Source organism: Halorientalis pallida (genome assembly GCF_049605515.1).
GTDB classification, from domain to species: domain Archaea; phylum Halobacteriota; class Halobacteria; order Halobacteriales; family Haloarculaceae; genus Halorientalis; species Halorientalis pallida_A.
Genome location: NZ_CP187158.1, coordinates 426,849 through 452,549 on the forward strand (window position 1 = coordinate 426,849; position 25,701 = coordinate 452,549).

The window sequence follows — 25,701 nt, forward strand, 5'->3', positions numbered from 1 at the left end:
TATAACTTGGCACCCGATTATCAGCGCCTGGAAAGCGTTTTGCCCGTGGCGGCCCGCGGTTCGGTATGCTCGGCCGCGAATTCGCGAACGTGACCGCCGGCATCGAGCGGACGCCCGACGGGCGACGGCTCTGTGTGAGCCGGGAGATCGACGCGCCCGCCGATGTCCTGTGGGACTTCCTGACCGACACCGACCGCTGGCCGGAGTGGGGGCCGTCGGTCCGGGCCGTCGACTGCGACAGCCGGCAGATTGCGACCGGGACGACCGGCCGGATCGAGACGGTGGGTGGCGTCTGGGTCCCGTTCGAGATCACGAGTTGCCGGGACCGGCGATGGACCTGGCGTGTTGCGAAGGTGCCGGCGACCGGACACCGCGTCGAGGGCGGGCGGCCCTGTCGGGTGGTGTTCGAGATTCCGGTGCTGGCCGGCGGGTACGCGCCGGTGTGTGCGCGGGCCCTGCAGGACCTGGCGCGGCTAGCCGAGGCGTAGACCGCAGAAGGGAGCAGTGAGTTACTGTTTCGCGACGCGTGCGTTCGCTACCTTGTGGATGTCCTCGCCGATACCTTCGCCGTCACACTCGTCGGTCGGGCAGCGATAGTGCCACCCGTCCGTCGTCGCCGACCGCTCTGTAAAGCGTTCGCCACAGCTGTCACAGAACAACTGGCCCTCGGAACACGTGTCTCGGTGCAGGTCGAGCTCGAGTTCCGTGGCGAACGTCCGCTTGCAGTTCCTGCAGGTGTGAGCCATACTAGACACAATTCAAATCGAACCTTATATCTGCACCGGAACGTTCATGCCTCCGGATTCGAACGGACGGCCCGGTCCCAGTCCACAGACGGCGCCGGGACGGTCCGGGCGAGGGGGACAGCAGCGCCGATCACGGGGCTCGCCGCGGGGGTTCAACGGGACACTACGGAACGGTATGGACTGCTTTCCGTCCCTCAGCGGTCGGTCCAGTCGATCCCGCCGATCTCGAACCTGGCCCCACCGAGCGACCCGTCGGTCGCCCGGAGCGTCCAGTCGTGGGCCTCGGCGATGTCCTCGACGATCACCAGGCCGAGACCGGTCCCCTCGTCGGAGGTGGAGTAGCCCGAGTCGAACACGTTGTCCCGCTCCGCGTCGGGGATGCCCGGCCCGTCGTCCTCGACGTAGAAGCCCGACGCCGCGTGGCCGCCGTCGGCGACGCTCTCGGGATCACTGATCGGGCCGACGGAGACGGTGACCGTCTCGCCGCCGTGTTCGACCGCGTTCCGAAAGAGGTTCTCCAGCAACGACGCCAGTCTGGCGTCGTCGGCCGGGAGCGTCCCGAGGTCGTCTTCGAGGTGGAGTGACGCCTCGTAGGTCTCGACGTTCTTCCAGGCGCGCCGGACCGCCGACTCCAGGTCGATGGGTTCGGTCTCGCCGACGGTCTGGCCGTCCCGGGCCAGGGTCAGGAGGTCGTCGATCATCCGCTCCATCCTGAGTGCCGACCGCTCGATGGCGTCTAAGTGTTCCTCGCCGGGCCGGTCGCGAGCGAGGTCGACCCGGCCGAGGATGACGTTCAGCGGGTTCCGGAGGTCGTGAGAGACGACGCTGGCGAACCGGTCGAGGCGTTCGTTCTGCCGGCGCAACTGCTGTTCGCGGGCCTTCCGCTGGGAGATGTCACGGACGACGCCCGCGGTGCCGCGGAACTCCCCGTCGGACATGAGCAAGGCGACGTGATCCTCACAGCGGATGTGCCGGCCGTCCTTGTCGATGGCTTCCATCTCGAAGGTCGCCCGGGTCCGTTCGTCGCTCTCCAGCAGTTCGCCGATGAGTTCCCGGGCCGTCTCCACGTCCTGCTGGCGCATCACCTTCCCGACGAACTCCCCGAGCAGTTCCTCCTCCTGATAGCCCGTCACCGACAGCAAGGCGTCGTTGACGAACGTGATCTCGCCCTGTTCGTCGAGCGTGTACACCGCGTCCCCGACCGCCTCGACGATGGTCTGGTACTGGATGAGTTCCTCCTCGCGGTTCAATCGCTCGCTGATGTCCCGGGCGACCCCAGCGATGGCGTCGACCTCGCCGTCCTCGTCCGACAGCGGCGCGCCCCGGAACTCGAAGGGGAGCCGCCGGCCGTCCTTGGTCTGGACCTCGGCTTCGATCACCGCGCTCCCGCTCGCGACGGCGTCCCGGACCTTCCGGACGGCCTCGTCGTAGTACTCCTCGGGGAGCAGGTCGAACGCGCGCATCTCGTCGAGTTCCTCGTCGGTGTAGCCGGTCACCGCACAGAGCTGGTCGTTCCAGCGCATCAGCTCCCCCTCCAGCGAGAACACGAAGATGACGTCTTCGAGCGTGTCCAGAATCGTCTCGATGAACTCGTTGGTCTCGGCGAGTTCCCGCTCCTGGCGACGGCGTTCGGTCACGTCCCGGACCGACCCCAGGACGGCCGCCTCGCCGTCGTAGGTCGTCGTCTGCACGGAAAACTCCAGGTGGCGGGTCTCCCCGTCTTTGCGCACGACCTTGGCCTCGTACGTGTTGGGCGCTTCCTGATCGGGGTGTCGACGGCGCGCGCCGACCTCTTTCACCCACTCCCGGTCGTCCGGGTGGACCAGATCCCAGATCTCCATCTCGTACAGCTCCTCGGGCTCGTAGCCGGTGATCTCGGTGATCCGCTCGTTGACGAACAGGAAGCTGTCGTCGTGATAGATGTAGATGCCGTCGTGACTGCGCTCGACCAGGGTCCGGTACCGCTGTTCGCTCTCGCGCAGGGCCTGCTCGCTCTCGTAGGCGTCGACGCAGTCCTCGATGGCGGTGGCCAGTGCGGCCGCGGGGTCGTCACCGTCGCGCCTGACGTAGTCGGTCACGCCCGCACTGATGGCCTCGCTGGCGACCCGGTCGTCGGACTGCTCGGTGACCATGACGACCGGGACCTGCGGGTACTCGGCCCGGACCTCCTCGATCAACGTCACACCGTCGGTGTCGGGCAGCCGATAGGTCGTCACGAGACAGTCGGCTTCGGAGACGCGCGAGAGGGCCTCGTCACCGGTCGCGACGGTCTCGACAGCGGCGGCTCCCGACCCAGAAACCAGGGACGTAGACCGGTTCAACAACCGGCCGTCGGTCCCGACACCGATGATCGAGAGCGGCTCCACAGACGAGGCTGTCATTGTGCTTGGATTGCTAACGCAATTGTTTAATCTATCCCGTAAAACTATCGGAACCATCCTCGAACGGCCGGGAACGCCGCCAGCCCGGTGGGCCCGGCGGTCGGGTCGGCTGGTCTAGATGATGTCCTCGACGTGGTCGGCGACTTCCTCGGGCGTGTCACCGACGGGCGTGCCCGCATTCTCCAGGGCGTCGATCTTCGACTGTGCGGTCCCGGTCCCGCTGCCGGAGACGATGGCACCGGCGTGGCCCATCCGCTTGCCCGGCGGCGCGGTCCGGCCGGCGATGAAGCCGACGACCGGCGTGTCCATGTTCGCGCCGATGTACCGGGCGGCCTCCTCCTCGTCTTCGCCGCCGATCTCACCGCACATGACGACCGCGTGGGTGTCGGGGTCGGCCTCGAACAGTTCGAGGGCGTCGATGAAGTCCGTCCCGATGATCGGGTCGCCGCCGATACCGATGGCGGTGGTCTGGCCGAGGCCGCGCTCGGTCAGGTTGTCGACGACCTGGTAGGTCAGGGTGCCCGACCGCGAGACCAGGCCGACGTTGCCCGACGAGAAGATGTTGCCCGGCAGGATGCCGAGTTTGGCGACGCCGGGGGTGATGACGCCGGGGCAGTTCGGGCCGACGAGGTGGGTGTCGGTCTCCTGCAGTTTGCGGTAGACCTTGCTCATGTCCTGGGTCGGGATGCCCTCGGTGATGGCGACGACCAGATCGACCGGGGCGTCCAGGGCCTCGAAACAGGCGTCGGCCGCGAACGCGGGCGGGACGAACACGACGGCCGCGTTGGCGTCCTCCTCGCGGGCCGCGCGGTGGACGGTGTCGTAGACGGGCACGCCGGCGACCTCCTGGCCGCCCTTGCCCGGCACCGCACCGGCGACGACGTTCGTGCCGTAGTCGAGCATCTGTTCGGTGTGGAACTTGCCTTCCCCGCCCGTGATGCCCTGCACCACGACGCGGGTGTTTTCGTCGACGAGTACGCTCATGTTATGAATCCTCCTCCGCGTATTCGACCGCACGCTGGACGGCGTCCTCCAGCGTCTTCTCGACGGTCACGAGATCGGTGTTCAGAATCTCCATGCCTTCCTCGGCGTTGGTCCCGGCGAGTCGGACGACGACCCGCTTGGGGATCTCGTCGAACTGTTCCAGGGCCTCGTTGATCCCCTGGGCGACTTCGTCACCGCGGGTGATGCCGCCGAAGATGTTGAACACGACGGCGTCGACGTTCTCGTCGGAGAACACCATGTCCAGGGCGTTGGTGACGCGTTCGGCCTTCGCGCCGCCGCCGATGTCGAGGAAATTGGCGGGCGCGCCGCCGTAGTGGTCGACCAGGTCCAGCGTCGTCATCACCAGGCCCGCACCGTTGCCGATGATGCCGACGTTGCCGTCCAGCCGGACGTAGTCGAAGCCGTAGTCGTTGGCCTTGGCTTCGAGGTCGTCCTCGGCGGCTTCCTCCTGCATCTCGGCCAGTTCGGGCTGGCGGAACAGCGCGTCGCCGTCGATGTTCATGACCGCGTCGGCGGCGATGACCTCGTCGTCGCTGGTGACCATCAGGGGGTTGATCTCCGCGTCGGAGCCGTCCTTGGCCTCCCAGAGGTCGTACAGCGTGGTCAGTACGGAGGCCACGTCGTTGGCCACGTCACGGTCGACGCCGGCGTCGTAGACGGCCTTGCGTGCCTGGTAGGGGTGCATGCCGAAGGCCGGGTCGACGTGTTCGCGGGCGATGGCGTCGGGGTCCTCGGCCGCGACTTCCTCGATGTTGACGCCGCCGCGTGTCGAGACCATGGCGACGGGCTTGCCCTCGCCGCGGTCCATCGTCACGCCGACGTACAACTCGTTGGTAAAGTCGACGGCCTCCTCGACCAGCACGCGGTCGACGTGGTAGCCTTTGAGGTCCATGCCGAGGATCTCGTCGGCGGCCTCGCGCGCCTCGTCGGCGTCGTCGACGAGTTTGATGCCGCCGGCCTTGCCGCGTCCGCCGACCTGTACCTGTGCCTTGATCGCGACCGGGTAGCCGATGGCTTCGGCCGCGTCGACCGCCGCGTCGACGGTCTCGGCGAGTTCCGCGTCGGGGGTGGGGATGCCCGCCTCCGCGAAGACCCGTTTTGCCTGGTACTCGTGGAGCTTCATTACCACCGTCAACCCCGCCCGCGACCCGCTTAAATCCACCCGGTCTATGCCCGGTTTTCCCACGATCCGACATGTCTCACTTGCCGATCCGTCGAACGCTCGCCGTATTATCCGGAGTTATGTCCAAATTCAAACCTGATAATTTGAACCAAAAATTAAATACGAATAAACTCGTCGACTCTCGTGTTGGCACGTAACAGTGCCACACCCCACCTTCCCCACCCCCCGTTTCCCACCCACTTTCCCTCGTTCGGTCGTCTCTCCCCGACCGAACGGCCTTTTCGCGAGCGTCCGAGCGATGCCACCGGTCGGCGATTCTCGGCGGGCCCGAGATCAGAGTTCACCGGCCAGCCGTCGCTCGCGCATCGTCCGGTAGAACAGGTAGCCGAGACTGACGATGGCGGACAGGAGCGTCAGCAGGATGACGACCCAGCCACCGAGGACGCTGAATCTACCGAGCAGTTCGGTGTACCGGTAATCGAGGTTGAACAGGAGCAACAGCGTCCCCGCTCCCGCCATCGCGCCCCCGATGTCGGTCGGCTGGGGCCGCCAGACGTAGAGCGCGCCCATGGCCGCGAGGACGAATCCGAGCCCGAGCAGTCCAAGCGAGCGATTCGACTCGGTGTTGAAGTCCGGACGGCTGAGCGTCCAGACGTAGAACCGGTCGTCGCCGCGCTCGATTCGGTAGACTTCACCTTCGACTCGTACCGCCTGATCGGTCTGGACGAACGTGAACTCCGGTGGGCGATTCTCGTTCCCGCGGAAGGTGATCCGCCCGGACTCGGTGCGCTGTGCCCGGTCGACGAGCGACTGCGCTCGGCTCGACAGGTTCTCGTACGTGTAGTTGGCCGCGGCCGTCCCGTTGTACGAGTCCAGCACCCGCACCTCGTTGACCTCGTCCGGATTCGGATAGATGTACAGCGGGTTCGCCAGTAACAGCACCGCGATGACCAGAAGCCCCACCCCGAGCACCCGATGGTCGTCCATTCGTCCGGACACATTTCTGTCCCCGAAGGTAAGCTTTTCGTGAGGTAAATCACCCGCCAGTGGCCCCATACCTCCGATATCGTCGCTCGGAGAGCCACCGGCCCGCTCCGGGTTCCGTCCTACCGGCTGACATACCGAAGGGTTTTTATATGCTCCTGCTTGTTCTATATAAGAACGATGGTTCGTCCGAGTCGCCAGCGGGAGCGCGAGCAGGACCGAGCGACCGAGAAAGAGACTGGGGACGACGAGGAGATGCAGAGTTGTCCCGAGTGCGAGTCAGCAAACCTGGTATCGAGCGCTGACGGGGGTGAAATCGTCTGTGAGGACTGCGGGCTGGTGATCGAAGAGGAGAACATCGACCGCGGCCCCGAGTGGCGCGCGTTCAACCACAGCGAGCGACAGAGCAAGTCCCGCGTGGGCGCGCCGACGACACAGACGATGCACGACAAGGGGCTGACAACACAGATCGACTGGAAGGACAAAGACGCCTACGGCCAGTCGCTGTCCTCCGAGAAACGGAGCCAGATGCACCGCCTGCGGAAGTGGCAGGAACGCATCCGGACCAAAGACGCCGGCGAGCGCAACCTCCAGTTCGCGCTCTCTGAGATCGACCGCATGGCCTCCGCGCTCGGCGTGCCCCGGTCGGTCCGCGAGGTCGCCTCGGTCATCTACCGTCGGGCACTGAACGAGGACCTCATCCGTGGCCGCTCCATCGAGGGCGTCGCCACGTCCTGTCTGTACGCCGCCTGCCGTCAGGAGGGCATCCCGCGCTCGCTGGAGGAGGTCTCGGACGTGTCCCGGGTCGACCAGAAGGAGATCGGCCGGACCTATCGCTACGTCGCACAGGAACTGTCCCTGAAGATGGAACCGGTCGACCCCAAACAGTACGTCCCGCGCTTCGCCTCGGACCTGAACCTGAGCGAGGAAGTCCAGTCCAAGGCCAACGAGATCATCGACGAGACCGCCGAGAAGGGCCTGCTCTCGGGCAAGTCCCCGACCGGCTACGCCGCCGCGGCCATCTACGCCGCCTCCCTGCTCTGTAACGAGAAGAAGACCCAGCGCGAGGTCGCGGACGTGGCCCAGGTCACCGAGGTCACCATCCGGAACCGCTATCAGGAACAGATCGAAGCCATCGGCGTCCGCTAGGACGCTCCGCTCTCCTCAATCCGTCGTCGACGGCTCTCCAGCGACGGCGTCGCTCTCGTCGCCACCGATCAGCGACGCGACCGCGCGGCCGTTGAGCGCGATCAGACCGAACCCGATCTTCGCCACCACGTCGATGTAGGTGACGACCAGGGCCTGCGTCTCCAGATCGAGGATCCCGATCCCGCTCTGTGCGAGGACCCAGATGATCGGGTAGATCAGCCACAGGACCGCGATGAAGTTCAACAGCGTCCGGTGAACGCCGGCCACGTCCTCGTCCCCTGCGCGGGCCACGTCGGTGATCGGCCCGTACAGCAGGTAGAGGACGCGGACGAACGCGAGGCCACCGGCCGCGAACAGGATCCACTTCAGCGGCCCTACGGCGTACGCACCGGCCAGTCCCAGCACGATGGTCAGGGCCTGCACGCCGGCGGCCTCCCAGAGGTACCGGCCCGTGACGCCGACGAGCAGGGCCAGGTAGGCCACGTGCATCGGCGTGGTTAACAGCCAGTCGAGATACCGAACCGCGTAGATCGTGTGCCCGTCCATCGCCTGGAGCGTCCCGATCTCGGCGCTCAGGAGTGCGTAGGCGACTGCGGCCGTCACCCCGACGCCGATCAGCAGCCAGTCCTCGCGAGCGCGCTCGCCGGGCGCACGCCACATCGCGTAGCCCATCGCGAGCGTCCCGCCGATCATTCCGAGCGTCCCGAGCGTGAACCAGGTTGTGATGTCCGTCATGGTCAGTCGTCAGTAGTCGCGGTGGTGTTCGACGGCCCCGCGGCCGCGTTGAGTGCTTCCGCCTCGAACCGGTCGAGGAGGTTCGACAGCTCCTGGGCGCGTGCCTGGAGCGCCTCCGCGTTGTTCGCCACCTCGTCGATGGAGTCGGTCTGTTCGTCGGCCGCCTCGGCCACCGTGTTGGCCTCCGAGGAGGTCTGCTGGCTGATCGCCGTCAGGTGGTCGATGGTGCCCATCACCTCCTGGGCGGTCCGTGCCTGCTCGGCCGTGGCGTCGTCGATCTCCTGGATGCCCGTGTCGAGTTCCTCCGTGTACTCCACGATGGTCTCCAGGGCGTCCACGGCGTCTTCGACCGTCGCCACGCCGTCGGTGATCCGGTCCTGGGTCCGTTCCATCGTCTCGACGGTGTCGCCGGCCTGGTTCTGGACGCGGTCGATCCGCTGTTCGATGTCGTTGGCGGCCTCCTTGGTCTCCTCGGCCAGCTGTTTGACCTCGTCGGCGACGACGGCGAACCCTTCGCCGGCCTCGCCCGCCCGCGCGGCCTCGATGGAGGCGTTCAGCGCGAGCATGTTCGTCTGCTCGACGATGTTGGTGATGACGCTCACGATGTCGCCGATCTCGGAGAGTTCCTCGTCGAGCGCGTTCATCTCCTCGACGGTGCGGTCGGTCTCCTCCTCGATGGCGCTCATGCCCTGGATGGCTTCCTGCGCGGCCTCCCGCCCGGTCTCGCCGACCTCGGCGGCCTTCTGGGAGGTGTCCGCGACCTCCTGGGCCGAGGAGGCGACCTCCTCGGCCGTCGCCGAGAGGTTCTCCATCTCGCCGGCGGCGTCCTGGAGCGAGTCGGACTGCTCGCTCGCGCCGTCGTAGATCTCGCGGATCGACTCCCGGACCTGCTGGCTGGCCTCCTCGACCGTCGTCGCGCTCTCGTCGACCTCCCGGCTGGACTGGAGGACGTTCTCCGCGAACGCCTGGGTGTTGGCGACGGTCGCTTCGAGGTCGGTGATCGCCTCGTTGATCGCCGCGCCGATCTCCGCCATCGCCTCGTTCTCGGCGTCGGTGTCGGCCCGGGCGGTGAGGTCACCGTCCGCGACGGCGCCGAGAACGGTCCCGTACTCCTCGGCTTTCCGCTGGAGCTGGTCGTTCAGCGCCTGTGCTTCCTCGCGCTCGCGTTCGGCTTCGACGCGAGCTTCTTCGGCCTCCTGTTTGGCCGTCTGGGCCTCCTGTTTGGCTTCCTCGGTCTCGCGGATCTTCGAGCGCAGCGACTCGCGCATCCGGTCGAACGAGTCGTAGAGCGTCCCGATCTCGTCGTCACGGACGGTCTGCAGGTCCACGTCCAGGTTCCCGTCCGCCATCGTCTCGGCACGGCCGGCCAGCCGCCGCAGCGAGATGGCCGTCCCGCTCCCGATGGTCACGCCCACGAGTCCGAGGTTGATGACGGCGAGCAGGATCAGCCCGATCAGGTCGGAGCTGATCTGATCCCCGAGCGCGTAGGCCTGTTCGGCCGGACTGTGGACCATCACGGTCCACTCCTGGGCGGACATCCCGGCCATGCCCATCACGATGGTCTCGCCGTGCATCTCCCGCTCCATGAACTGCATCTCGCCGCTCCCGCCCTCGTGTTCGGTCATGATCATCGAGGTGTTCGGGTGGGCGACGTACCGGCCCTGCTCGTTGACGACGACGGTCGTGGAGTTGCCTCGCGCCGACGAGAGCGCCTCCGTTCGACTCGCCAGATCCGTCATGTAGACGAGCGCCTTGTCCTCGGTCCCCGGAACCGGGGTGATGACCGCCAGGATCGGATGATCGGCGATGGGGACGCGGAACGGCCTGGAGACGTACACGTCCGAGGGGCCGTCGAAGGTCGGTGGGTCGTTCGCGAACGGCGCGCCCTGTTCGGCGGGGCTGACGCCCACGAACTGCTCGCTCGAACTCGCCTCGAAGGTCATGCTCGACGTGTTCAGGTAGTGGACCGCGACCACGTCTTGCGGGACCCGGTCGTTCGCGACCCGTGATTCGAGCGCGTCGTTGATCGCCGCCTGTTCGCCGGACTGGAACACCGACAGTTCGGCGGTCGTCCGCACGTCGCCTTTCACCGCGCTCATCCACGTGTCGAGTTGCTGTGCGCGCGTCTCGGCGCTGGTCACGAGCTGGTCTTGGACGTCCTCCTGTAGCGTCGCCTGTGCCTGGGCGTTGATGATGCCACCCGACACGACGACGACGAGGATGGCGAGCGCCAGTGCGAACCCGAGCCGTCTCGTGTATCGCTTGCTGACGAACGCCGGGAGGAGTGAATCCCGATCCGCTGTCATTATCGATACAAATACTGTCCGGCTAGTAAGCCTTCCTCCGCGGTTCTCATACCTGATAACTTCTCTGGCCGCTCGCCGGCGATTCGGGCCCCACGACCGAGTCGAGACCGCCCTCGTCGTCGGAAATCGGCAAAACAGTCATGGCGCATGGTACCAAAGCCACGACAGGTCACGAATTCAATGGCAGAGCCGGAGGAGGACGCGTCGTCGGAGATCCGCGCCGCCGTTCGGGCGGTACTCGACGATCCCGCTGGGGGTCGATCCCGGATCCCGACGCTACTGGCCGCGCTGGACGAGGACGACCGGGAGTCGCGACTCTCGGCCGCGTGGGCGCTGACGCTCGTGGCGACCGCGAATCCGGACCTCGTCGAGGCCGTCGCCAGACGGCTCGCTGACCGTGTGGCCGCCGACGCCCTCCAGCTGGAAACCCGTCACGCGCTCGGCTATCTCGGCGGACGGTACCCCGAGCGCGTCGACGCCGTCCTCGAAAACCTGGCCGAGGAAGCCGACGAACGCGACCGCCGGCGTCGCTATCTGGAACTCTCTCAGGGGTTCGCCCGCAGCGACTACGTCGGGCAGTCCGAACGCAACCGCGACGTGGGCCGCACACAGACACCTGCCGAGGCTGGATCGCCCGGTCCCCAGCGCGTCTACCGCGAGGAGGGGGAGGCCGTCGGTGGCCCGCCGGAGGACGCCCGTGGCGACGACGCCCGTGATCGGCTGGACGACGACTCGGGCGGGCCCGCCGCCGACGAGGCGGGCGGCGACGGGACAGACGACGAGCAGGACGACGGGACTGCAGAGGGCAGGTCCCCCTCACCGGCCGCCCAGCGCCGGGAACAGGAGGCCGAACTCGCGGCGGTCGCCGACGCTATCGGCGTCGACCGGATCGCCGCGAACAGTCGGTTCGACGACGTACAGGTCGTCTCGCGCGGGGTCGAGGGCCGATTCGCGACCGTCTACCGGTCGCGGGTGACGGTCGACGGGTCCGAGGAAGGCGTCGCCCTGGGCGTCTTCGAGCCGCCCGAGGACGCGGACGGGTTCGAGGCCAGCGTGGCCGGCCAACTCGAAAACTGGGCGGCCGTCTCCGATCACGACGGGGTGGCCACCCTCTACGACTGGGGGACCGACCCCTCGCTGTGGATGGCGACGGCGTTCACCGGCGAGTCGCTGTACGACCGGCTCGACCTCTCCATCGACGAGGCGGTCTGGAACGGGCGCAAGGTCGCCGAGGCGGTCGCCGCGATCCACCAGCGCGGGGTCGTTCACGCCGGCATCGACCCGTACAACGTGGTCTACACGGGCACGACCATCGCGGACCGCCAGCGCCCGCTCGTGTCGAACGTCGGGCTGTTGACCGCGATGCGGATGTACGTCGATCCCGCCTCGCTACTCGATCCCCGCTTTGCCGCCCCCGAGTACTTCGACCGCGGCTACGGCGACGTGGACCACGCCACCGACATCTACCAGCTCGGGGCCGTCGTCTACTACCTGGTCACCGGCCGGCCGCCGTTCCAGGGCACGTACGGCGAAGTCAGGACCGGAGTCCTCGAATCGACGCCGCCGCTCCCCTCCGAGATCAACCCCGAGATTCCGGCCTGGCTGGACGACGTACTGCGGACGGCGATGGCCAAACAGAAGCTCACGCGCTACGAGACGGCGACCCAGGTCGCCCGCGAACTCGAACGGAGGGCGGCGGAGTGACCCTCGCGCTCCAGACCTCGGTGTTCGCCAGGGACGCCGGTCTCGCGTTCGTCTTCTTCATCGCGTTCTCGCTGATGCTCGTGCTCGGCGTCCGGTTCGGACTCTACGCGTACCTCAACGGCGAACGCACCGAGATCGAGGCCCAGTCGACGCTGTGGAACTACCTGTTGCTGGTCGGGCTGACCGCCGCGCTGTACGGCGCGCTCGGGGTGGTCGAAGCCGCGACGGCCGTCACCACCCCCGCGGCGGTCGTGACCACGCCGTACCGCGACGGCGTGATGCTCACGTTCCTGCTCACGCTCGCGCTGACGATGCGGGAGATCAACACCAACGAGGCCCTCGCCAACGCCGGCCGGACCGCAGACGCCCCGCCCGCCACACGCCGGTCCGTCGAAGTCGTCTTCGGGGTCCTGGTGACCACGAGCCTGTTCTGGTCCGGACTGTTCGGGCCAACGGACGTGTTGACTGCGATCGAGGGCGTCGCGGCACTGGCCGTCGCCGGCTACGGCTTGATTTACGGGCGGCGACAGCTGACCCGGTCTGCCGTCCGGGGCACCCTTCTGGACTCGCTCCTGCGTCACCTGCTCCCCGTCGTCGCGTTCGCCCTGCTCGTGCTGGTCGTCGACCTCACGCTGCTGGTCGGACTCACCGTCGGCGTCGTCCGGCACATCCAGGTCGTGTTCGTCATCATGACCGCGACGACGCTGATGACCGCGACGATCAAACTCCGGCAGAACGTGGCGGGCCTCTGAGAGTTCGTTCGGCCGCGACCGCCAGTAGATTTATATGCGTGAGCAACTGAAACGGAATCACTGGCACAGATTTCTGTGCCACCCCCACCATCCCCCACCCCTTCCTTCCTTTCGACCCCGGTAGCGGCCGCTGTCCGGTGTCGTCCGTCGTCGCTCTCTGTCCGGCAGTCGCGACTCAGTCACCGCAGACCGCGGGTCGGTCGACGATGACGCCGTCGACCCCGACGTGTGCGAGGGCGTCGGCGTCGTGGCGCGAGGGGACCGTCCAGGCATTGACGTCGAGCCCCGCCTCGTGGGCGCGCTCGACGAACTCGTCGACACAGAGTTGCCAGTGGGGATGGATCGCCTCACAGTCCAGGTCGCGAGCCACGTTGAGCATCCCCTGTTCGTCGCCCTCGGCGGCCAGAAAGGCCAGTCTGTCCGCGCCCGCGTCGCCGGCTTCCGCCAGGATATCGGCGGAGAACGCGGAAACGAGAACGTCGATTCCGGCGTCGTCCGCCGCGTCCAGCGCGTCGACCGCGATGCCGGACTCTTTGAGGTCGAAGACGAGTTCCACGCCCCGGGGTGTCGCGTCGAGGAGCGACGCGAGCGTCGGGACGCCCTCGCCGGAATCGAGGACGTCCAGCGCCGCCAGTTCGTCGGCGGACAACTCGTCGACCCGCCCGGTCCCGCCGGTCACGCGCTCGACGGTCTCGTCGTGGATCACGACGAGTTCGCCGGAGCCACACCGGCGCACGTCGATCTCGACCACGTCCGTGTGTTCGGCCGCCGACCGGACAGCCGTGATCGTGTTCTCCGGATAGGTCTCGGCGAATCCCCTGTGGGCAATACAGCGCACGCCCCCCGTTGGGAGCGGCACGGAGAAAGAGTTTTCCTTCTTTCAGGAATCTCCCCGTCGCGGCCTGTACCGGCAGGCCCGTCGGCCACTCGTGGTTTTTTGCCGCTCGGAACGGTACGTCGTGGCATGCCAGTCGAGTTCGACTTCAGTGGCGAGACCGCGCTGGTGACGGGCGCGGGGGGTGCGCTGGGCAGTGCCGTGATCGAGGCCTTCCACGAGGCCGGGGCGGACGTCTGCGGTGCCGACATCGTCGGCCCTGACAGCGAGGACTTCCTTGCCGACCCCGACCCGGTCTGTCACCACCAGGCCGACTTCAGCGCCGAGGCCGAGGTCGCCGAGACCATCGAGACCGTGACCGAGGAGAACGGCGGCCTCGACTACCTCTGTAACGTCGCGGGCACGTGGCGCGGCGGCACGCCAATCGAGGAGACCGACGCCGAGGACTTCGACTTCCTGTTCGACGTGAACCTGAAGACGATGTTCCTGGCCTCGAAACACGCGCTCCCGCACCTCCAGGACAGCGAGGGAGCCATCGTCTCGGTCTCCTCGCGCTCGTCGCTCGAAGGCGGCGAGGGCGACGGCATCTACCGCGCCAGCAAGGCCGGCGTGCGCCTCCTGACCGAGACGATCGCCGAGGAGAACCGTGGAACTGTCCGGGCCAACGCGGTGATGCCAAGCGTCATCGACACGCCGATGAACCGGGAGATGATGCCCGACGCCGACCACGACGCGTGGGTCGACCCGGCCGACATCGCTCAGACCGTGCTGGCGCTGTGTTCGGAGGCCACGAGCGTCACGAACGGTGCGGCGGTCCCGGTGTACGGGGAGGCCTGACTTCCTGACGCGGCGCTCCTGCAGAGGGTGGAAGTGAGGCCGAGTGAGGCCTGACTTCCTGACGCGGCGCTCCTGCGGAGGGTGGAAGTGAGGCCGAGTGAGGCGTGAAGACGGCCCGGCGGGTCTACGAGGTCCGTTCGTCCGCCCGCTCCCGCAGCGTCTCGAACAGCGGTTCGATCAGTCGGTCTCCCAGCGCCGAGAGTTCGTAGAACCGGGAGCCGTCCCGGGTCCGTTTCCGCACGAGAGCGGTTTCTTCGAGCGTGTCGAGGTGGTGGTAGAGGTCACGCTGTTTCCGCCCGGTCAGATCGGCCAGTTCGCCGGAGCTGAGCCCGTCCTCCGCGGCCAGCAGGTAGAGGATGGGGAACCGGACCTCGCTGGCGACCGCCTCCAGCCGACCGAGTTCGCGGTCGAAGTCCAGCACGTCCCCGAGCAGTTCCGTCTCCACGCGCTCGCGGGCCAGCGACCGCTGGCCGTCCGCCTGTGTCTCCCTGGTCCGTTCGCTCATATCCGTCACTTGCCGGCCGACCGAGTTAAGCCTTAACCTGAATTAAGACAATGAGTTTAAACGATTGGGTCGGTAGCCGGCGACCGGGACCACCGGGCTTCATTTCCGTGGCCCTTCCGGGTGAGAACGTGACCGGACTCACCGAACACGACGGGCGGTCGGTGGAGTCGATCATCCGTGAGTCCGTCCCGGGGGCGGCCGACGGGACGAAACTCGTGTTCGTGATGGGACCGTACCGGTTGCTCGATCCGGGCTATCTCTACGAGGATCGGACGTTCTCGGACCTGCCGCCGGACCCGCTGGCACCGCACGACCACGGGCGTGACGACGTGAACCCCGACGACATCGAGGCCACGCTCCGGGGCCTCTGTGCGGAACTCTCCGACGTGGCGGGTGTGACGGCGTTTCTCGCGACCGACGTGGCGATCCCCACGGTGCGGGAGGTCGAGGAGGAGGGGGCCGACGGGCCGGCCATGCCGGTGATCGACCAGTCGGTCGCCTTCGCGGCCGCGAGCGACGCCAGTGCGTTCGTCTTCACGAAAGCCAGTCTGACGACGGGGGTCGGAGCGGAGGCCGGCGCGATCCCGGAGTCCTTCGGCCTCCGTGGCGACGATCCGTCGCGGCCGCCAGAACTATGTCGGATCTTCGCCGAGGCCAAACGAGCGGAGCGCGACGGGCGAACGTATCTCGAACCGCGGTTCGCGTCGGCGTCCATCGACGAGATGGACGAGGCTTACGACGTGCCGATCTCCCACTTCGCCGACCGCGAGCAACTCCTCGAGAAACTGATCGGGTTCGTCGAGGGCGACGTGTTCGAACTCGCGTGACGCCCACGTGATTGTTTTCAGACACGTACAGAACGCACCGCAAGCGGGCGCTCCGTCCACCACCTACCACATTCGTCAATGGATATTTGAGGGATGATTGAATAGCCCCCTGCGGAGCGAAACCAATGGCAAAACGAGAGACCTGGGCGACACGGGTTGGCTTTCTGGTAGCGGCGATCGGGAGCGCGGTCGGACTGGGGAACCTCTGGCAGTTCCCGTTCAAGACGGCGGGCAACGGTGGCGCGGCCTTCGTCGCGTTCTACCTCATCGCCGTGCTGTTGATCGGGTTCCCGGCGATGCTGGCGGAGTTCGTGATGGGGCGGCGAACACATCGCAACGCGGTCGACGCGTTCTCCGAACTCGGGCACCGACAGTGGCGGATTCTCGGTGCGTTCGCGGTCGTCACCGGGTTCTGGATCCTCTCGTACTACAACGTCGTCGGCGGGTGGGTCCTCCGCTATATCGTCGGCAGCGCACAGGGTGCGTACTTCGGCGCACCGGCCGAGTACTTCGGTGCCGTCTCGGCCGGGCCCGAAGCCATCGCCGCACAGTTCGTCTTCCTCGCAATCGTCGTCGGTATCGTCGCCCTGGGTATCGAGGACGGCATCGAGAAGGCAACGAAGGTGATGGTGCCCAGCATCGCGGTCCTGCTCGTGTTCCTGGCCGTCTGGGCGTTCACCCTCGACGGCGCTGGCGCAGGCTACGCGTACTTCCTGACGCCGAGCCTCGATACCATGGTCGAGAACGCCGGAACGGCCATTCCCTTCGCGGTCGGCCAGGCCTTCTTCACCCTCTCGCTGGGGATGGCGATCATGATCACCTACTCGTCGTACATCGGTGACGACGACAACCTGCTCGTCGACGGCGGCACCGTCGTCGTGTTCAACACGCTCATCGGTATCCTCGCGGGACTGGTCGTCTTCCCGATCCTGTTCGCCAACAACATCGATCCCGCGCTGGGCGGTGGCGCGTCGGCGCTGTTCATCGCCGTTGCCTCCGGATTCGGCTCGCTCCCGCTGGGCAACCTGATCGGCGTCGTCTTCTTCGGCGTCGTCGCTCTGGCGGCGCTGTCCTCGGCGATCAGCCTGATGGAGGTCACCGTCGCCTGGGCCAACGACAACTTCGACGTGCCGCGGCCACAGCTGGCCGTCGGGATCGGCGTCGCGCTGTTCGCGCTGGGCCTCCCCTCGGCCTGGGACGTGGCCCTGCTCACGTGGTTCGACAACATCGCGTACAGTCTGCTCTTGCCGCTCTCGGTCCTGATGCTGGTGCTGTTCGTCGGCTGGGTGCTCGCGGGCGACGCCGTGGCTGAACTCCGGCAGGGAGCGGGTGAACTCGGCACATTCGGCCCTATCTGGATGTGGGCGCTCCGGCTCACGGTCCCGACGCTGGTGTTCGTGACGCTGGCGCTGGGAATCCAGACGCTGTTCCTCGGCGAGAACCCGGCCTTCTTCGCACCGTTCTGACCGTCTCGACACGTTTTTCGCCGTCCGGTTACAGGCCCGACTGATGACGAGAGCATCGTGGCGGACGCGCATCGGCTTCATCCTCGCCGCCGTGGGGAGCGCCGTCGGTATCGGGAACGTCTGGCGATTCCCCTGGCTGACCGCCGAGAACGGCGGCGCGGCTTTCCTGCTGTTGTATCTCCTTTTCGTCGTGCTGGTCGGTGTCCCCGGCCTGCTCGGCGAGTTCGTGATCGGCCGGCGGGCCCGGAGCGACCCCATCGGCGCGTTCGCGAAACTCGGCGGACGAAACTGGCGGCCCATGGGCGGGATCGCGCTACTGGCGTCGGTCGTCGTCCTCTCGTTCTATTCGGTGGTCGGCGGCTGGGTCCTCCGGTACCTGCTGGGCAGTGCGACGGGCGCGTACTTCGATGCGCCCCAGCAGTTCTTCGCGGCCATCGACTACGGGCTCGGCGCGGTCGCGTTCCACGTCCTCTTCCTGCTGCTGACGGCGGCGGTCGTCTACGCCGGCGTCGACCGCGGCATCGAACTGGCGACGACGATCATGGTCCCCGGCATCCTCGTCCTGCTGGTCGGCCTCGCCGCCTGGGCGAGTTCGCTCCCGAACGTGGCCGGCGGATACAGTTTCTACCTCTCGGTGGACTGGGGCTACCTCCGGGCGAACTTCGTCGACGTGGCCGCGGCCGCCGCCGGCCAGGCGCTGTTTACCCTCTCGGTCGGCGCTGGCGTCATGCTGACATACGCCTCCTATCTCGACGAGGATCGGTCGCTGGCAGCCGACGGGACGATCATCGCCGGCCTCAACACGCTCGTCGGGTTGCTGGCCGGCCTGGTGATCTTCCCCGTTCTGTTCTCGCTCGGCGTCCCGCCGGGACAGGGCGGCCCCGGCGCGCTGTTCATCAGCCTCGCCGGTGCCTTCGCGGACCTGCCCTACAGCCGGGTGATCGGGGTGACGTTCTTCGGCGTCGTCACGCTGGCGGCGCTGTCCTCGGCCATCTCGCTGTTCGAAGTCCCCGTCGCGTACCTCGTCGACGAGTGGGACGTGCCGCGCCCGTGGGCGACCGCCGGCGTGGGAAGCCTGTTCCTGATCACCGGGAGCGTCGCCGCGCTCTCGCCGAGCCTGTTCACCCTGCTGGCCGACACCGTCGCGAACCTGGCGCTGACCGTCGGCCTGCTCGGATTTCTCCTGTTCGACGGCTGGGTCCTCGGCCGGGTCGCACTGGCGGAGTACGAGTCCGGTGCCGGGCGACTGGCACGCGCGCTGGGTCGACCGTGGCTGTACGCCATCGCCGTCGTGCTCCCAGTGTTCCTCGCGTTCACCGGCCTGTCGAGCGTGACGACGACGCTGGGCGTGTCGGTACCGGCCGTCGGGCTCCTCGTCGGGGCCATTCTCGTCGTGGGTGTCGCTATCGCCGTCCTCCGGCGGCCCGAGTCCGTGTTCTGATCACCGCACGAAGTAGGGCTCGTCCCCGGCGATAAACCGGCCGAGGTCGGCCTCGCGGCGGTAATCGGTTCGCCGAATCTCGCGGAGCCGCGCCACCAGCCGCTCGGCCTCCTCGCCGGTCCAGGCGGCCGGCTCGGCCACCGGGACGACGAGGAACCCGCCGCCGCGTAGCTCCGTCGCGTGGAGTACGTCGCCATCCTCGGGCGCGGGCCGAGCGGTGTAGGTCTCCAGAACGTGGGCGATAGCGCGCTCGCCGACCGGGAGGAGGACGTGGGCGGTGATGGCCCGGAGTTCCGCGTCGAACTGCGGTTCGAGGCGAGCGTAGTCGGCCACGGCCGGCTCGCCGCCCGCGCAGGGGTACAGATACGAGCAGAACGTGCGCGCGACTTCGGGGGGCGTGCCCGTCGACGTGAGCAGGCCGGCGGCCGCGAGTGCGCGCTGGAGGCGGTCGGCGGCCTGGCAGTCGGTGAAGGGGATTCCCGACGCCGCGCCCCCGTGGACGCCGGGGTGGTCGCCGACGACGTGGAAGTGCGCGTTGGCGTCGCCGTACCCGGGGACCGGCCGCTCGCAGGGGTAGGTCATCCCGAACGGGTTCGACAGGCGGTCCGTGACGTTCTCCACACGGGTTCTCTGGACCGCCAGGGAGATAAGGAATCGCCTGGCGGCGGCTCACTGGCGGCCACGAGTGCCAACGTTTATTCGCGCTAGACCGTAGTTTCGACCGACAGATGCCCTCCGAGGATTCGGCAGAGCAGTCGGGACGTGCGGCGGTCGGGGAGGCCGTCGACCCCCCGCCGTCGTTCGTCGAGCAGGCAAACGTCTCCGATCCGGGCGTCTACGAGGCGTTCGCGGAGAACTGGCCCGACTGCTGGGACCGGGCCGCGGAGTTGCTCTCCTGGGCAGAGCCCTACGACGAGGTACTCGGCGGCGCGGGCCCGCCCTTCCGCTGGTTCGACGGCGGGCGGCTCAACGCCTCCTACAACTGCCTGGACCGCCACGTCGAGAACGGGCGGAAGAACCAGGTCGCGCTGACCTGGGAGGGACGACTCGGCGAGTCCCGGACCTACTCCTATCTGGAACTCTACCGCGAGGTCAACGAGTTCGCGGCCGCCCTGCGCGATGTCGGCGTCGAGGAGGACGACGTGGTGACGCTGTATCTGCCGATGATCCCGGAACTGCCGGTGGCGATGCTGGCGTGTGCCCGGATCGGCGCGCCCCACTCGGTCGTGTTCGCCGGCTTCTCGGCGGACGCGCTGGCCGAACGGATGGACGACGCCGACTCGGAATACCTCGTCACCTGTGACGGGTACTACCGCCGGGGTGCCCCGGTCCACCAGAAAAGCAAGGCCGACAACGCCGCCATCGGGCTTGACCAGGACGTGACGACGGTCGTCGTCGACCGCCTGGGCGACGGGACGCCGCTGGCCGATGGCGAACACGACTACGAACAGCTGGTGGCCACCCACCGCGGCGAGACCGTCGAGCCCGTGGCCCGGGACGCCACCGACCAGTTGTTCCTGATCTACACCTCCGGCACGACCGGCGAACCGACCGGCGTGCGCCACACGACCGGCGGCTACCTCGCCCACGTCGCCTGGACCGCCCACGCGGTGCTGGACATCAAGCCCGAGGATACCTACTGGTGTTCGGCCGACATCGGGTGGATCACGGGGCACAGCTACACCGTCTACGGCCCGCTCGCGCTGGGAACGACGACGATGCTCTACGAGGGCACGCCCGACCATCCCGAGAAAGACCGGGTGTGGGAACTGATCGAGCGCAACGCTGTCGACGTGTTCTACACCGCCCCGACCGCGATTCGCGCGTTCATGAAGTGGGGCGAGAAACACCCCGACCGGCACGACCTGTCGAGTCTCCGACTCCTGGGGACCGTCGGCGAACCGATCAACCCCCGCGCGTGGAACTGGTACCGCGACCACATCGGGAACGGCGAGTGTCCGGTGGTCGACACCTGGTGGCAGACCGAGACCGGCGGCGTGATGGTCTCCACACTGCCAGGGGTCGACCGGATGAGACCCGGCGCGGCGGGCCGCCCGCTCCCGGGGATCGGCGCGGACGTGGTCGACGGCGAGGGCGACCCGGTCGAGCCAGGGGAGTCGGGCTACCTCGTCGTCACCGACCCCTGGCCGGGCATGCCGCTGTCGATGGTCCACGACGAGGACTGGTTCGCGGCCCGCGAGCCGACCCGACCGAACCTCGACGGCTACGACTGGGCCTACTTCACCGAGGACGGCGCGACCGTCGACGAGGACGGGTACGTGACCCTGCTGGGCCGGGTCGACGACGTACTCAACGTCTCGGGCCATCGCTTCGCGACGATGGAGATCGAGAGCGCCGTCGCCGACGTGACCGGCGTCGCCGAGGCCGCGGTCGTCGCCGGCCCCCACGACCTGAAGGGCGAAGCCGTCTACGCCTACGTCAGTCCGGCGGAAGGGGCGAGCGAAGCCACGCTCCGCGACCAGGTCCACGAGGCCGTGGAGTCGGCCATCAGCCCCATCGCCGTCCCCGACGTGGTGGTGTTCACGCCCGACCTGCCCAAGACCCGCTCGGGGAAGGTGATGCGCCGCCTGCTCGAATCGGTCGCCCACGACGAGGATCTGGGCGACACCAGCGCGCTCCGCAATCCCGAGGTCGTCGGCGAACTCGAATCCGCGCTGGACGACGAGGACTGACGTTTCGGAAATCCAGATATAGCCGAAACGAATACGGTTTCGATTCGGAAGTTTTCGATTCGTTCCGACCGATAGCACTTCCAGCGCAAGATTGATGTTTCGCGTTTTCGAATATCGACGAAACATGTGTGCCGCCGAGACCGACGCTGGAACGACGGTGACGCCGTCGGCCTACCGTCGGCTCCGCCGAGCCACGGAGACCTTCCGGGCAGAGCTGGTCGTCAGGCTGGCCGGGGAGGTCGGTCTGCGGCCTGCCGAAATCACTCGCGTACGGCCCGGAGACGTGGGAACGTACGACCGCGAGGGCACCGATCACTACTTCCTCGCGGTGCCCGACGGTGACGGCGGGACGGACCGGCGGGCGTACCTCCCGCCGGACGTGGAACACGACCTCCGACAGTTCGTCCGCGCGAACGATATCGACGACGACCAGCGACTGGTGCCGGTGTCGCCTCGGCGGGTGCAGATGCTCGTCGCCGAAACTGGCGAGCGCGCGGCCGACCGGACCGGCGACGAGCGGTTCCGATCCGTCTCCTCGCGGACGCTGCGCCAGTTTTTCGCCCGCCGACTGCTCGCCGAGGAGGGCGTCGACCCCCACGTCGTCGCGACGGTCGGCGGGTGGGGGAGTATCGAGCGCCTCGAACGGTTCCTGCCGGACCTGGACCGGGGCGACGTGGCGGCGGCGTTCGAGCGGACCTCGCTGGTCGAGGGTGTCGACGGGACGGCCGTCGGCGACGGGACGGCCGTCGGCTCCCGGTTCGACGCCGCCTTCGAGCGGATCCGGGCCGCCGCGGACGCGCTGTCGACCGCGTCGACGCGGGACGGCATCGAGCGCCAGGCGTGTGACCACCTCGTGGACGGCGACCCCTACGCGGTCGCGTGGATCGGGCACCAGCGCGGGGAGTCGATCAGTGTCACCGCGGCGGCCGGGGCTGACGGGGCCGAACTCGACGGCGTCTCGCCCGACGATGGGGCTGTCGGGGAGGTTCTGGCGACGGACGACGTGCGGACGACCGAGGACGTGCGGTCGGACTCGGCCTTCGCCGCCTGGCGCGACCACGCCGACGCGGCCGGGTATCGGGCGGCGACGGTCGTTCCGGTCGGCAACGGCGAGTCGGTCGATACCGTCCTCGGTGTCGGGACGACGGCACCAGTGACCGACCGCGAGCGGGCGTTGCTGTCGTACCTGGGACGGCGACTCGGACAGGCGATCACCGTCGTCGAACAGCGGCGACTTCTGCTGGCCGATACCGTCGTCGAACTCACCTTCGAGAGCGACGATCCGGACTCGTTTTTCGCCGGGCTGTCGGGCGAACACGACTGCACCGTGACGCTGGATGGCGTCGTACCCGGCGAGGCGGGCTCGCTTGTCTACTTCGTGACGCTCTCGGGCGCTGGCGCCGAACAGGTCCTCTCGTGGGCGACCGACCGCGCCGCCGTCGACGACGCACGACTGGTGCGTGACTACGGGGACGAGTCGCTGCTGGAACTGGTCGTGTCCGGGTCCGACGTGGCGACGGCGCTGGTCGAACACGGCGCGACGGTCGGCGAGATGGAAGCGACGAGCGGGACCGAACGCGTCGTCGGGCAGGTCTCGGCCGAGACCGACGTACGGCGACTGGTCAGCACGGTGACCGACGCCTTTCCCGAAACGGAGCTGGTGACCAAACGCGAGCGCGACCGGCCGGCCGAGACGCCGACCGCCTTCCGCGCGTCGTTGCGTGATTCCCTCACGGAGAAACAGTCGGCAGTCCTCCAGGCCGCCTTCCACGCCGGATACTTCGAGTGGCCCCGCGGCAGTACCGCCGAGGAACTGGCCGACGCCATCGGGATCACCTCCCCTACACTCCACAACCACCTCCGGCGCGCCCAGCAGAAACTCCTGACCGCCTTCTTCACCGACGACCAGCGACCGGGCGACCCCGAATCGCCCTGGGCCGAGGACTGATCGATCCGGATGGGAACCCGTCGCTAACTGTTTAGTGATTGGTTGCTGGTGCCGAAAACACCAGTTGTAGCACCTGAAACGTCTGAAACACGAAAACTGTGTGGTAGTTCATCACGCTCTGTGAACGCGAATCTCGGTCGTCCGTCTCTGCGACCGACAGTTCGGCCGTCGACCGTCCGTCACGGGTTAGCATAATTAGAGCCGTTTCTTTAGGGTGATGTCGTGAATGATGATGATGGACCATGTCCGAGGAATCCGAGGGTGAACTCGAAGCCCGGTTACCGGAGGGAGAGAGTTTCGAGCCGCCCGAGTCGTTCGTCGAACAGGCGAACGTCACCGACGAAGCCATCTACGAGGAGTTCGCGGAGAACTGGCCCGACTGCTGGGAGCGGGCCGCAGATCTGCTGGACTGGGAGGTATCGTACGAGCAGGTACTCGACGACGGCGACGCCCCGTTCTACGAGTGGTTCGTAGACGGGAAGCTCAACGCGTCGTACAACTGTCTCGACCGCCACGTCGAGGACGGTCGCGGCGACGAGGTCGCCATCGAGTGGGTCGGGGAACCGACCGACGAGACGCGCACCTACACGTATCAGGAACTGCTGGACGAGGTTCAGGAGTTCGCGGCCGCGCTCCGTGACCTCGGCGTCGAGGAGGACGACGTGGTGACGATGTACATGCCGATGATCCCGGAACTGCCGGTGGCGATGCTGGCGTGTGCCCGGATCGGCGCGCCCCACTCGGTCGTGTTCGCCGGCTTCTCGGCGGACGCGCTCGCCACCCGGATGAACTCCGCCGACTCGGAGTATCTCGTCACCTGCGACGGCTACTACCGCCGGGGCGATCCGCTCGACCACAAGGACAAGGCCGACGAAGGACTCGGCGGCGTCGACCACGGCGTCGAGACGGTCGTCGTCGACCGGCTGGGCGACGAACTCGACCACGACCTCGACGACGGCCAGCACGACTACGACGACCTGATCGGAGACCACGCGGGCGCGGAGGTCGACCCCGTCACCCGCGACGCCGAGGACATGCTGTTCCTGATGTACACGTCGGGAACCACGGGCAAGCCCAAGGGTGTGAAACACACCACTGGCGGGTACCTGTCCTACGTCTCGTGGACATCCCACGCGGTGCTGGACATCAAGCCCGAGGACACCTACTGGTGTTCGGCCGACATCGGCTGGATCACGGGTCACAGCTACATCGTCTACGGCCCCCTCGCGCTGGGGACCTCGACGGTGATGTACGAGGGGACGCCGGACTACCCCGAGAAAGACCGGCTCTGGGAGATCGTCGACGACTACGACGTGACCCAGCTCTACACCGCACCCACCGCCATCCGGGCGTTCATGAAGTGGGGCAAGGAGTACCCCGAGCGCCACGACCTGTCGAGCCTGCGGCTGCTCGGCACCGTCGGGGAACCGATCAACCCCCGCGCGTGGAAGTGGTACTACAAACACATCGGCGACGAGTCCTGCCCGGTGGTCGACACCTGGTGGCAGACCGAGACCGGCGGCATGATGATCACGACGCTGCCGGGCGTCGGCGAGATGAAACCCGGTTCGGCCGGGCCGCCACTGCCCGGGATCAGCGCGAACGTCGTCGACATGAACGGCGACGAAGTCGAGCCCGGCGAGGCCGGGTACCTCACCGTCGACAAGCCGTGGCCCGGCATGTTGCGGACGCTGTACCGCAACGACGACCGGTTCATCGGCGAGTACTGGCAGGAGTACTCCGACGAGGACGCCGACGAGTGGGTCTACTTCCCCGAGGACGGCGCGAAGATCGACGACGACGGCTACATCACGGTGCTTGGCCGCGTCGACGACGTGATCAACGTCTCCGGGCACCGGCTCGGGACGATGGAACTGGAGAGTGCCATCGTCGGCGTCGAGGGCGTCGCCGAAGCCGCGGTCGTCGGCGGCGACCACGACATCAAAGGCGAGGCGGTCTACGCCTACGTCATCACCGAGGACGGCTACGAGGGTGACGACGACCTCCGCGAGCGGATCGTCGAGGGCGTCGAGGACGCCATCGGCCCCATCGCTCGCCCCGAGGAAGTCATCTTCTCGCCGGAACTGCCGAAGACCCGGTCGGGGAAGATCATGCGTCGCCTGCTCGAAGACATCGCCAACGGCGACGAACTGGGGAACACCAGCACGCTGCGCAACCCGGAGGTCGTCGACGATATCGCCGGCAAAGTCGGTGAGGACTGAGGACGCAGACCCCAACCACCCCCACGGACGCGACACTACGAC

General features: G+C 67.5%; 21 protein-coding genes. 11 read left to right on the top strand and 10 right to left on the bottom strand.

Features of this window, described 5'->3' with window-relative positions; genetic code table 11:
* The first annotated feature begins 65 nt into the window (after window positions 1-65).
* Entirely contained in the window at window positions 66-488 is a 423-nt protein-coding gene (locus ACOZ4N_RS03765; protein ID WP_424018604.1) for an SRPBCC family protein, read from the top strand.
* Between the two features lie 21 nt (window positions 489-509).
* Here ACOZ4N_RS03765 and ACOZ4N_RS03770 read toward each other — a convergent pair whose 3' ends face one another.
* The 5 genes from ACOZ4N_RS03770 to ACOZ4N_RS03790 form a co-directional block, all read right to left on the bottom strand.
* Complete coding sequence (locus tag ACOZ4N_RS03770; protein WP_424018605.1) at window positions 510-746, bottom strand: HVO_2901 family zinc finger protein; 237 nt, start codon at window positions 744-746, stop codon at window positions 510-512.
* A 194-nt stretch (window positions 747-940) separates the two neighbouring features.
* A complete protein-coding gene (locus tag ACOZ4N_RS03775; RefSeq protein ID WP_424018606.1) occupies window positions 941-3,127 on the bottom strand; it encodes a PAS domain S-box protein in 2,187 nt (728 codons plus the stop codon).
* Between the two features lie 114 nt (window positions 3,128-3,241).
* Window positions 3,242-4,111: a succinate--CoA ligase subunit alpha gene (gene sucD / locus ACOZ4N_RS03780; protein ID WP_424018607.1), complete on the bottom strand. Its 870-nt coding sequence runs from the start codon at window positions 4,109-4,111 to the stop codon at window positions 3,242-3,244.
* A 1-nt stretch (window position 4,112) separates the two neighbouring features.
* On the bottom strand, window positions 4,113-5,255 hold the full coding sequence (gene sucC / locus ACOZ4N_RS03785; protein WP_424018608.1) for an ADP-forming succinate--CoA ligase subunit beta: 1,143 nt from the start codon (window positions 5,253-5,255) through the stop codon (window positions 4,113-4,115).
* A 333-nt stretch (window positions 5,256-5,588) separates the two neighbouring features.
* On the bottom strand, window positions 5,589-6,242 hold the full coding sequence (locus ACOZ4N_RS03790; RefSeq protein WP_424018609.1) for a hypothetical protein: 654 nt from the start codon (window positions 6,240-6,242) through the stop codon (window positions 5,589-5,591).
* Window positions 6,243-6,419: 177 nt separating this feature from the next.
* Here ACOZ4N_RS03790 and ACOZ4N_RS03795 point away from each other — a divergent pair, with 177 nt between their 5' ends.
* A complete protein-coding gene (locus ACOZ4N_RS03795) occupies window positions 6,420-7,388 on the top strand; it encodes a transcription initiation factor IIB (RefSeq protein ID WP_129067084.1) in 969 nt (322 codons plus the stop codon).
* Window positions 7,389-7,403: 15 nt separating this feature from the next.
* Here ACOZ4N_RS03795 and ACOZ4N_RS03800 read toward each other — a convergent pair whose 3' ends face one another.
* Complete coding sequence (locus ACOZ4N_RS03800; protein ID WP_424018610.1) at window positions 7,404-8,123, bottom strand: bacteriorhodopsin; 720 nt, start codon at window positions 8,121-8,123, stop codon at window positions 7,404-7,406.
* A gap of 2 nt (window positions 8,124-8,125) precedes the next feature.
* Window positions 8,126-10,429: a methyl-accepting chemotaxis protein gene (locus tag ACOZ4N_RS03805; RefSeq protein WP_424018611.1), complete on the bottom strand. Its 2,304-nt coding sequence runs from the start codon at window positions 10,427-10,429 to the stop codon at window positions 8,126-8,128.
* A gap of 180 nt (window positions 10,430-10,609) precedes the next feature.
* Between ACOZ4N_RS03805 and ACOZ4N_RS03810 the strand changes: the two genes are divergently transcribed.
* Both ACOZ4N_RS03810 and ACOZ4N_RS03815 read left to right on the top strand, forming a co-directional pair.
* Entirely contained in the window at window positions 10,610-12,133 is a 1,524-nt protein-coding gene (locus ACOZ4N_RS03810; protein ID WP_424018612.1) for a serine/threonine-protein kinase, read from the top strand.
* Entirely contained in the window at window positions 12,130-12,885 is a 756-nt protein-coding gene (locus tag ACOZ4N_RS03815; RefSeq protein ID WP_424018613.1) for a hypothetical protein, read from the top strand. Before ACOZ4N_RS03810 ends, ACOZ4N_RS03815 begins: the two co-directional genes overlap by 4 nt.
* Before the next feature lie 175 nt (window positions 12,886-13,060).
* Here the strand turns inward: ACOZ4N_RS03815 and ACOZ4N_RS03820 are convergent, their stop codons facing one another.
* Window positions 13,061-13,723, bottom strand: a complete 663-nt coding sequence (locus ACOZ4N_RS03820; RefSeq protein WP_424018614.1) for a glycerophosphodiester phosphodiesterase — start codon at window positions 13,721-13,723, stop codon at window positions 13,061-13,063.
* A gap of 126 nt (window positions 13,724-13,849) precedes the next feature.
* On the opposite strand from ACOZ4N_RS03820, the gene ACOZ4N_RS03825 reads away from it, so the two are divergent.
* Window positions 13,850-14,557, top strand: coding sequence for an SDR family oxidoreductase (locus tag ACOZ4N_RS03825; RefSeq protein WP_424018615.1), 708 nt, complete (start codon window positions 13,850-13,852; stop codon window positions 14,555-14,557).
* Window positions 14,558-14,681: 124 nt separating this feature from the next.
* On the opposite strand, the gene ACOZ4N_RS03830 is transcribed toward ACOZ4N_RS03825, so the two are convergent.
* Entirely contained in the window at window positions 14,682-15,062 is a 381-nt protein-coding gene (locus ACOZ4N_RS03830) for a helix-turn-helix domain-containing protein (RefSeq protein WP_424018616.1), read from the bottom strand.
* Between the two features lie 128 nt (window positions 15,063-15,190).
* On the opposite strand from ACOZ4N_RS03830, the gene ACOZ4N_RS03835 reads away from it, so the two are divergent.
* The 3 genes from ACOZ4N_RS03835 (at window position 15,191) to ACOZ4N_RS03845 (ending at window position 18,796) form a co-directional block, all read left to right on the top strand.
* On the top strand, window positions 15,191-15,889 hold the full coding sequence (locus ACOZ4N_RS03835; protein ID WP_424018617.1) for a DUF7509 family protein: 699 nt from the start codon (window positions 15,191-15,193) through the stop codon (window positions 15,887-15,889).
* Window positions 15,890-16,014: 125 nt separating this feature from the next.
* Entirely contained in the window at window positions 16,015-17,355 is a 1,341-nt protein-coding gene (locus tag ACOZ4N_RS03840; RefSeq protein WP_424018618.1) for a sodium-dependent transporter, read from the top strand.
* A gap of 43 nt (window positions 17,356-17,398) precedes the next feature.
* The gene (locus ACOZ4N_RS03845; RefSeq protein ID WP_424018619.1) at window positions 17,399-18,796 is read left to right on the top strand and encodes a sodium-dependent transporter; all 1,398 of its coding nucleotides are present in this window, start codon (window positions 17,399-17,401) and stop codon (window positions 18,794-18,796) included.
* Here ACOZ4N_RS03845 and ACOZ4N_RS03850 read toward each other — a convergent pair whose 3' ends face one another.
* On the bottom strand, window positions 18,797-19,417 hold the full coding sequence (locus ACOZ4N_RS03850; protein ID WP_424018620.1) for a uracil-DNA glycosylase family protein: 621 nt from the start codon (window positions 19,415-19,417) through the stop codon (window positions 18,797-18,799).
* Window positions 19,418-19,524: 107 nt separating this feature from the next.
* Between ACOZ4N_RS03850 and acs (ACOZ4N_RS03855) the strand changes: the two genes are divergently transcribed.
* The 3 genes from acs (ACOZ4N_RS03855) to acs (ACOZ4N_RS03865) all read left to right on the top strand — a co-directional run bounded on the left by acs (ACOZ4N_RS03855) (window position 19,525) and on the right by acs (ACOZ4N_RS03865) (window position 25,659).
* Complete coding sequence (gene acs / locus ACOZ4N_RS03855; RefSeq protein WP_424018621.1) at window positions 19,525-21,489, top strand: acetate--CoA ligase; 1,965 nt, start codon at window positions 19,525-19,527, stop codon at window positions 21,487-21,489.
* 124 nt (window positions 21,490-21,613) lie between these two features.
* Window positions 21,614-23,437 carry a bacterio-opsin activator domain-containing protein gene (locus ACOZ4N_RS03860; RefSeq protein WP_424018622.1) on the top strand — a complete coding sequence of 608 codons (1,824 nt, stop codon included), beginning with the start codon at window positions 21,614-21,616 and terminating at the stop codon, window positions 23,435-23,437.
* A gap of 242 nt (window positions 23,438-23,679) precedes the next feature.
* Complete coding sequence (acs, locus tag ACOZ4N_RS03865) at window positions 23,680-25,659, top strand: acetate--CoA ligase (protein ID WP_424018623.1); 1,980 nt, start codon at window positions 23,680-23,682, stop codon at window positions 25,657-25,659.
* Window positions 25,660-25,701 lie beyond the last annotated feature (42 nt).